Source organism: Methanococcoides seepicolus (assembly GCF_023684405.1).
GTDB classification, from domain to species: Archaea; Halobacteriota; Methanosarcinia; order Methanosarcinales; family Methanosarcinaceae; genus Methanococcoides; species Methanococcoides seepicolus.
The window spans coordinates 22,688-30,944 of record NZ_JAGSOI010000031.1; the positions used below are offsets into that span (position 1 = coordinate 22,688).

Here is an 8,257-nt window from a genome sequence, read left to right on the forward strand (position 1 = left end):
ATTTTTACATTCCGAATGTAGAAATGTTAAACTTAATAGTGGTTCTATTGCTCGCGTTTATCTTCATTTATAGCTTATTTTTAACCGGAAGTCGTTTAAATTTAACATTTTCTCTTTTTGTCAAACTTAAAATTCGGATAAAGGATGGATGTAGAACCATTGATTAACATTTATAGAACCTAAATATTACAATCAAGACTTATCAGTGTTCACAGTTATGGAGATCCGACCAAGAATACAACTTGAAGATCATCGAGACACATAAAATACCCACCTGACCCACACCCTTCAACAAAATTTCACACAACACACCTATAAATAGTCATATCCATCATAACCCTTATAAACCATTCATGATATCTAATGGCAGGTTCGGATGATGGATGCAGTAATAGGATTAGAAGATGGAACGTTTTTAAAAGGTACCGGTTTCGGTGCTGAAGGTATCGTTTGCGGAGAGCTTGTTTTCACTACTCAGTACACAGGTTATGAGGAATCACTGACAGACCCTTCATATAGCGGTCAGATCTTGATGTTCACATATCCTCTTATCGGAAATTATGGGGTCAATGATGAGACCTTCCAGTCCGACGGTGTAAAGGCCGAGGGCCTTGTTGTAAGGGAAGCATGTCCGTCTCCAAGTCACCACCAATCCATGCGTAATATCTACAAGCTGATGGAAGATGAGGGAAAGCCCGGAATATCCGGTGTCGATACCCGTATGCTTACCATCGGTACTAGAGAGCATGGTACCATGCGCGCTGCACTTATCAATGGCAGTGACGATGGTGAAGAGGCTGTAAGGCTGGCAAGAGCGCAGCCGGATATATCCAGTCTCGACTTGATCTCAAGGGTAACCTGTAAAGAGCCCTACACCATAAAAAGTCAGGTCAATACCGGTGACAAGAAAAATGTAGTACTTATCGACCTCGGAATGAAGAGGAACATTTCTACAAGTCTGTTGAACAGAGGTATTGATGTTACAGTGGTACCAGCTACCACACCCGCTTCTGTAATTCAGGAATTTGACCCTGATCTTTTATTCCTGTCCAATGGACCAGGTGACCCACAGAATGCAAATGCAGCCATAGACGCAGTAAAAGAAATGGCAGGAACTGTTCCTATTGCAGGAATATGCCTTGGTCATCAGATCATCGCAAGGGCACTTGGAGCTGACACATACAAGCTCAAGTTCGGGCACCGTGGAGCAAACCAGCCGGTCAAGGACCTTGAAACAGGAATTGTACATATCACATCACAGAATCACGGATTCGCTGTAGAAGGAGATTCCTTCGATGACACCGATGTAACTGTCACACAGGTCAACACCAATGACAGGACCGTGGAAGGTATCGAGCAGAAAGACCTCGATATATTCAGTGTTCAGTATCATCCGGAAGCACATGCTGGCCCAAGAGATACAGAGAAAATATTCTTTGGAAAGGTCATGAAAGCTATGGGAGGCAGGATATAATGGCAAAACGAAACGATATTAAGAAGATCCTGCTCATAGGCTCCGGTCCGATAATGATAGGGCAGGCAGCAGAATTCGATTTCTCCGGAACTCAGGCATGCAGGTCATTAAGAGAAGAAGGGTACAAGGTAGTCCTTGTAAACTCCAATCCGGCAACCATCATGACAGATCCAGAAATGGCAGATGCCGTTTACATCGAGCCGCTTGAAGCAAAGATAATCGCCAAGATCATCGAAAAGGAAAGACCTGACAGCATCATTGCAGGTATCGGCGGTCAGACAGGCCTTAACCTTACAAGTGAGCTTGCTGAGATGGGTGTGTTCGAGAAGTTCAATGTCGAACTGCTTGGAACATCTCTTGAAGCCATCAAGAACACCGAGGACCGTGAGCTCTTCAAGAACAAGATGGAAGCCATCGGTGAGAAAGTGCCTAAAAGCGTGGCAGTTTCCACACTTCAAGAAGCTGAAGCGATCATCGATGAACTCGGATTACCCCTTATCATACGCCCCGCATACACCCTTGGAGGTGCCGGCGGCGGTATCGCATACACAAAAGAACAGCTTCTCGAGATAACCGAAAGAGGCCTGCGCCGCAGCAGGATAAATCAGGTTCTCATCGAGGAAAGCGTTCTCGGATGGAAGGAATTCGAATACGAGGTAATGCGTGACTCCAACGATACCTGTATCGTCATCTGTAACATGGAGAACCTTGACCCAATGGGAGTCCACACCGGCGAGTCCATTGTAGTTACTCCTTCTCAGACGCTTAACGACATCGAACACCAGATGCTTCGTACAGCAGCTATCAAGATCATACGTGCTCTCGACATTGAAGGTGGGTGTAACATCCAGTTCGCTGCCAAGGACGGCGAATACAGGATCGTGGAAGTGAATCCACGTATCTCGAGATCATCAGCCCTTGCTTCAAAAGCAACCGGTTATCCTATCGCAAGGGTCACAGCAAAGATCGCAATTGGAATGACACTTGACGAGATACTCAATGATGTCACCAAGAAGACACCTGCATCCTTTGAACCTACCATCGACTATATTGTCACAAAGATCCCAAGATGGCCATTCGACAAGTTCGTCACAGCTGACAAGACCCTTACCACCGCCATGAAGAGTACCGGTGAAGTGATGTCCATCGGACGTACCATCGAGGAATCCCTTCAAAAAGCTGTCAGGTCCCTTGACATCGATATGAAGTTCGGTAACAAGACATGGGAACAGGCAGAGGTCATCACCCTTTTGAAGACCCCCACAAGCGAAAGGCTGTTCGTTATCTTCCATGCCCTTAATACCGGAATGAGCATAGAGGAAGTTTCCGAACTCAGCGGTATAGATGTCTTCTTCATAGAGAAGATAGACAACATCGTCAAGATGGAAAAGAAGCTTGCAGCAGAACTTTTCGCAGGTGAACCGGACATCGCTCTCTTAACAGAAGCAAAACGCCTGGGATTCACAGATGAACGCATCGGGGAGATGACAGGAAAGAGCCGTGAAGAGATCAACGACCTGCGCCGTGATAATGACATCATTTCGACCTACAAGATGGTCGATACCTGTGCTGCGGAATTCGCTGCAGAGACACCTTACTATTATTCATGCTATGAAACGATGTGCGAGGATGTACCAACCGACAGGAAGAAGGTCCTCATCCTCGGTGCAGGTCCTATAAGGATCGGACAGGGTATAGAGTTCGATTACTGTACTGTCCATGCTGTCACAGCTATCCGTGAAGATGGGATCGAAGCACATATCGTGAACAACAACCCTGAAACTGTTTCTACCGATTACGACACCTCTGACAAGCTGTTCTTTGAACCGCTTACAATCGAGGATGTCATGAACATAATCGAGCGTGAGAAGCCGTATGGTGTACTGGTACAATTCGGCGGACAGACCTCTGTCAATCTTGCACTACCCCTCCAGAAGGAACTTCAGCGCCGCACTGACCTCGACACGATCATCATGGGAACATCCCCTGAGGACATCGATATGGCAGAGAACAGGGAAAAGTTCAACCTGATGATGAACGAACTCGGTGTTGCACAGCCTGAAGCCGGCTACGCGACCTCACAGGAAGATGCCATCGAGATAGCCAACCGTATTGGATATCCGGTACTTGTCAGGCCTTCATACGTACTCGGCGGACGTGCAATGGAGATCGTCTATGAACAGCCGGACCTCGAACGCTACATGAGGGAAGCAGTACGCGTATCCCCTGAACAGCCCGTACTTATCGACGACTTCCTTGAAGGTGCGGTCGAGATAGATGTGGATGCGGTCTGTGATGGCAAGGACGTGCTCATCGGTGCGATAATGGAGCACATCGAAGAAGCCGGCATACACTCCGGGGACTCAGCTTGTGTCATCCCGCCACGTTATTTGTCAGAAGAGACCCTTCAGACAGTACGTGATTACACACGCAAGATAGCACTATCACTCAATGTTATAGGACTTATCAATATTCAGATGGCAGAACAGAATGGAAAGGTCTACGTGCTTGAAGCGAACCCTCGTTCCAGCCGAACCATTCCATTCGTATCAAAAGCAGTGGGACTTCCACTTGCCAAGATCGCTGCACAGGTCATCATCGGCCACTCCCTTGAGGAACTGGGATACGCACAGCAGGACGAGTTAGCTGTCGAGCACTATTCCGTCAAGGAAGTACTCTTGCCATTCGATAAATTGCCTGGAGCAGACCCTGTTCTTGGTCCGGAGATGAAGAGTACCGGAGAGGTAATGGGCATAGACTATGATTTCGGACGTGCGTTCTTCAAGGCACAACTTAGTGCAGACAACCTGTTGCCCCTTAGCGGATATGTTTTCATGTCCATAAAGGAAGCAGACAGGGAAGAATTTGTCGAGATCGCAAAGAAGATGCAGGATGCAGGACTTAAGCTCATAGGCACCAAAGGGACCGCGAACTACCTGGCAGAGAAAGGTATCAACATGGAAGCGGTCATGAAGTTGCACGAAGGCAGTCCTAACGTCATAGACATGCTGCGCAGGGATGAGGTCGGACTTATCGTGAACACTCCAACAGGAAGCCAGTCACGAAAAGATGGATTCCATATCCGCCGTGCTGCAGTGGACTTCAAGGTACCATACATCACCACGGTACAGGCAGCAAAAGCAGCCGCTGATGCTATCACATCTATGAAAACAGGTGAGATAACCATCAAGTCCATCAATGAATATCACAAAGAGATTAACAACTGATCATCAATACAAGGAAACAATATCATGTCAAAGAAAGTAGTACTTGCGTATTCCGGAGGACTGGACACATCTATCTGTATCCCTCTCCTCAAGGAAGAATACGGATACGATGAAGTAATTACAGTAGCAGTCGATGTGGGACAGCCAAAGGAAGATGTTGCACAGGCAGAAGAGAAAGCACAGAAGATCAGTGACAAGCATTTCACGCTTGATGTTCGCGAAGAGTTCGTGAACGACTATATCTTCCCGCTTATCCGAGCTAACGGCGACTACGAAGGCTATGTCATGGGAACATCCATTGCACGCCCGCTCATCGCCAAGAAGGTAGTGGAGATCGCAGAACAGGAAGGCGCTGTTGCACTTGCACACGGTTGCACCGGCAAAGGCAACGACCAGCTTCGTTTTGAGGCAGTGTTCAGGCTCACCGATATGGATGTCATCGCACCCATGAGGGAAATGAACCTCACCCGTGAATGGGAGATCGAATACGCTAAAGAACATGGCATACCTGTGGGAGTCACCACTGCAAAACCATGGAGCGTTGATGAGAACATCTGGAGCAGAAGCATCGAAGGCGGAAAGCTTGAAGACCCGGGATATATCCCTCCTGAAGAGATATACAAATGGACAACAGCTCCGGAAGATGCACCCGATGCACAGATCATCGAGATCGGATTCGAGAACGGTGTACCGGTATCCCTCGATGGTCAGAAGCTCGGCGGTGTCGAACTTATCGAGAAGATGAACATCATTGCAGGAACACACGGCGTAGGTCGTACCGACATGATCGAGGACCGTGTCCTTGGACTCAAGGCACGTGAGAACTACGAACATCCTGCAGCAACAGTTCTGCTTGCAGCACACAAAGACCTCGAAAAGCTCGTGCTTACCCGTGCAGAGCTCAAGTTCAAGTCAGCAGTTGATGAACAGTGGTCTGAGCTTGCATACTACGGCCTCGTGGACGAGCCACTCTACGATGACCTCAATGCATTCATTGACAAGACACAGGAACGTGTCGCAGGTACAGTAACAATGAAGCTCTTCAAAGGTAGCGTCCTCGTTCTTGCAAGGACATCCCCATATGCCCTTTACTCAGAAGAACTTGTATCCTTTGATGGCACAAGCATCGACCAGAAGGATGCTGAAGGGTTTGCTAAATATCACGGATTCCAGGCACGCCTGTACAGAAAATTCGTAGACAAGAACTGATAATATCGCACGTATGCGGAATCCGCATACGTACACATCTTTTTTCATTTATTGCTCTTAATTTGATTCGGATCGTTCTATATTTAATTCCAGACCATTAATGATGGTTAAACTATTCGGTGAAAATATACCACATCTTTAAGGTATGGGGGATTGTACTAAACAAAATATAAGGGTTCGAATCTCTTCCCCCCGCACAATCTTTGGGGGATATAGGTAAGGATGAAAAATGCAACCCTTCTAAAATTTAGAGAATCATTGGGTTCAAATCTTATCCCTCGCATAGCAAGTCGGGGATATATACAACGTCATAAAAGTGTACGCTTTGAAATTCCAGTTTTGAAAAAAATTTCACGACATGATTTTTATATTTTAAAATTGTACATCTGCTATGAAATTTTCAGATAGTATCAAAATTCAAAGCGAAATTTCCCAACATGAATTTACAAACGATTTTGTTACCAATCCGTGGAATACACGAAAAGGAGTAGCAATTATTGATATAGAAACCGATTTTGGTGATATTCGTTCCATGAAGTCTAAAAGGGAAAGAAAATTCCGCTGTGGTGTAATTTATAGTTATGATAAGAATAAGATGCAGGTGTTTAAAAAGCCAACCGATTTTGTCAGTGAAATAAAAAAACACAAGCATATCGTTTCTTATAATGGTGAAGGGTTTGACTTTTTTGTTCTAGAAAAATATGGACTAGAATTAGTAAAAAAATCTCATAAAAAAAAGTCGAAGATTCCAGAAAAAGATCATATCGAAAATGATTTATTGAGACTAAATCAAGACAGAAAAGGATGCAGAAAACCTATTGGTTTTGATTCATATGATGTATTTTCAGCAATTATTGCTCGTAGACCTTATGGTAACAATAAAAAATGGCCATCATTAGAAGAAATGATGCAATCTCATTATAATTGTAAAAAAGAAAACATAAATTTAAAGCGGGCCACTTTAAAGCAATTAATTAAACATTGCATCGAAGATGTCGAATACCTTAAACGCCTATATGAAGAAAAAACGTGGACGGTTCCCGTATTCCCTCGGTGGGGTTTACCTTTGTTTACAGATCCAATGATACTTAATAATCCAACTCTTCCAAAACCATTGCATGGTTTGAATCCACGAACCATAAAGGGTAAAGAATGGTGGGATCAAAAAAGAACACTTGCATATATAGAAAACAATCAGTGTTGTTGGGCATGTGGCATTTCAAGATATGAAGTATTAGGGGATAATAAATGGCTGGAAGCACATGAAATTTTTGACATTGATTATGTTGAAGGTAGGGGTGAATTAAAAAAAATTGTTGCATTATGTCCATATTGTCACAACTACATACATTCAGGTCGCTTACAAATGCTTGTAGAGGGTGGAAAAGTAACTGAAGATTATGCTGAAAAAATAATCTGTTACGGAAATTCAGTTCTCAAAAAAGCTGGCCTTGAAATATTATCTAATGGAGAAAAAGTATTGAGAAAAATGGGAGTAACTGAATATATACTCGAATCAGCACATCCTTATGAAATTGATGACCCTACAAACATAGGTGATTGGGAATGGCTAACAAAATTTGCGGGAAAGGATATTGCTTCATACCTTGTCAAAAATTGGTCTGAAGAACTAAAATACGAATTGGATGGTTTAAACATAATAGAGAGTGCAAATGGAGATCAGTACGTATTACCAATTCGTTGTCAGGCTTTTGAATCAGTTTGTAAGCTAAATACTAGAAAATATTATGTAGTTCCGCCAAAGGGGAAAATGATTGATGATAAGAACTATTGGAGGTTTGGTTCTCGCCCTTTCAACGGTTATTTCATATACACCCCTCAAAAAATTGAAGACGCTGAATGGAAGTTCTGGCACATAGTAATTGATGGTAAGGTTTATCATACGACATTTAAAAACTATGAAGATTGGAAAAAATACTACTGGGACAATAGCTCTGAAACTGACAAATGATTCTGCTATCAATTGATTCTTATTCAGCAGCAGAAACTCCACAAGTCCAATTTTCCAACCTCTCCCTAACATGAGTATTTAATGTAAATGGCTTATCATCCTTAGCATTCTGCTTCATGTAATGGAGAGTATCCTTAGAGAAACCCATCTTCTTCCATTTAAGGTCTTTAATATGCTCCAATTACCAAAATATGATGCACATTCACTGATATATTTCCAAGCACATTCCGAATTATACTAGATTGTTTGTAACTATTCAGCCATCCTCACGTTTTTGATATAAACTTAGAATACTCAACACAATTCCATCAGTGCTTGATATTGATTTTACCAAAAAACAATATACTATGCCTCTATTTTAGTCACTCCCTGAAA

General features: G+C 43.7%; 4 protein-coding genes and 1 pseudogene. 4 read left to right on the forward strand and 1 reads right to left on the reverse strand.

The window, feature by feature from the left end; genetic code table 11:
• Positions 1 to 376 precede the first annotated feature (376 nt).
• From carA to KDK67_RS08490, 4 genes are all read left to right on the forward strand, one after another.
• A complete protein-coding gene (gene carA / locus KDK67_RS08475; RefSeq protein WP_250868364.1) occupies positions 377 to 1,474 on the forward strand; it encodes a glutamine-hydrolyzing carbamoyl-phosphate synthase small subunit in 1,098 nt (365 codons plus the stop codon).
• Positions 1,474 to 4,701 carry a carbamoyl-phosphate synthase large subunit gene (gene carB / locus KDK67_RS08480; RefSeq protein ID WP_250868365.1) on the forward strand — a complete coding sequence of 1,076 codons (3,228 nt, stop codon included), beginning with the start codon at positions 1,474 to 1,476 and terminating at the stop codon, positions 4,699 to 4,701. Before carA ends, carB begins: the two co-directional genes overlap by 1 nt.
• Before the next feature lie 24 nt (positions 4,702 to 4,725).
• Complete coding sequence (locus KDK67_RS08485) at positions 4,726 to 5,910, forward strand: argininosuccinate synthase (protein ID WP_250868366.1); 1,185 nt, start codon at positions 4,726 to 4,728, stop codon at positions 5,908 to 5,910.
• A gap of 391 nt (positions 5,911 to 6,301) precedes the next feature.
• Positions 6,302 to 7,882, forward strand: coding sequence for a hypothetical protein (locus KDK67_RS08490; RefSeq protein WP_250868367.1), 1,581 nt, complete (start codon positions 6,302 to 6,304; stop codon positions 7,880 to 7,882).
• Positions 7,883 to 7,901: 19 nt separating this feature from the next.
• Here KDK67_RS08490 and KDK67_RS08495 read toward each other — a convergent pair.
• Positions 7,902 to 8,042, reverse strand: a pseudogene (locus KDK67_RS08495) (CRISPR-associated endonuclease Cas1); the annotation flags it as partial.
• Positions 8,043 to 8,257 lie beyond the last annotated feature (215 nt).